This window comes from Solemya elarraichensis gill symbiont (assembly GCF_002021095.1).
In the GTDB taxonomy this organism is placed as follows: Bacteria; Pseudomonadota; Gammaproteobacteria; order Chromatiales; family Chromatiaceae.
The window spans coordinates 1-1,092 of sequence record NZ_MPRK01000372.1 but is presented as its reverse complement, the minus strand read 5'-3'; the positions used below and the strand labels follow the sequence as shown (position 1 = coordinate 1,092).

The 1,092-nt window shown below is 39.9% G+C and carries 1 protein-coding gene; it reads right to left on the bottom strand.

All coding sequences use genetic code 11. The features are described 5' to 3' along the window. A partial coding sequence (aroC, locus tag BOW51_RS11015; protein ID WP_078477739.1) for a chorismate synthase occupies window positions 1-1,070 on the bottom strand: 1,070 nt, incomplete at its 3' end. Window positions 1,071-1,092: the final 22 nt, after the last annotated feature.

Sequence of the window (1,092 nt, the reverse complement as noted above, 5' to 3'; positions counted from 1 at the left end):
ATTGATGCAACATTTGAGTTTTGAGCTCGGTGGCGCATAACATGGTCCATAATGGTTATTGCTAACATGGCTTCAGCAATAGGTGTTGCACGAATACCTACACAAGGATCATGACGGCCTTTAGTAACCACTTCAATAGGTTCTCCATTTTTATCAATACTTTCAATTGGCAAACGTAAACTTGAAGTTGGCTTTAGTGCAATAGACACCAAAATATCTTGACCTGAGCTAATTCCACCCAAAACACCACCGGCATGATTTGACTTAAAACCTGATAGAGTAATGGCATCACGATGTTCAGTACCTTTTTGAGTAATTGCTTTAAATCCAGCGCCAATTTCAACACCTTTTACGGCATTAATACTCATCATACCATGGGCAATATCTGCCTCTAATCGGTCAAAAATAGGCTCCCCTAATCCGACAGGCATATTATTTGCTGTGATATTAATTCTAGCGCCCACTGAATCGCCTGATTTTCGTAAAGCGTCCATATATTCTTCTAATGTCCTAACTTTGCTAGCATCAGGGCAAAAAAATGGGTTATTGTGCACTTCAAACCAATCAAAATTTTCAGCCTTAATAGGACCTAATTGAGATAAATAGCCTTTAATTTCAATACCGTATACTTGTTTTAAATATTTTTTAGCAATACCACCACAAGCAACACGCATGGCAGTTTCCCTTGCAGAAGAGCGTCCACCACCACGATAATCTCTAAAGCCGTATTTTTGATCATAGGTGTAATCAGCATGGCCAGGACGAAATGTGTCTTTAATATTGCCATAGTCTTTAGAACGTTGGTCGGTATTTTGAATGATGAGTGCAATTGTTGTGCCCGTTGTTTTTCCTTCAAACGTGCCAGATAATATTTTCACTAAATCCTCTTCATGACGTTGGCTGGTATGACAAGAAGTGCCTGGCTTTCTAAGGTCTAAATCACCTTGTAAATCAGCTTCAGTAAGTGCCAGTCTTGGCGGGCAGCCATCCACAATGCCAATTAATGCTTCGCCGTGAGATTCGCCTGCTGTGGTGATTGTGAATAATTTTCCAATCGTATTACCACTCATTTACTACTCCTTGTTTGGACAA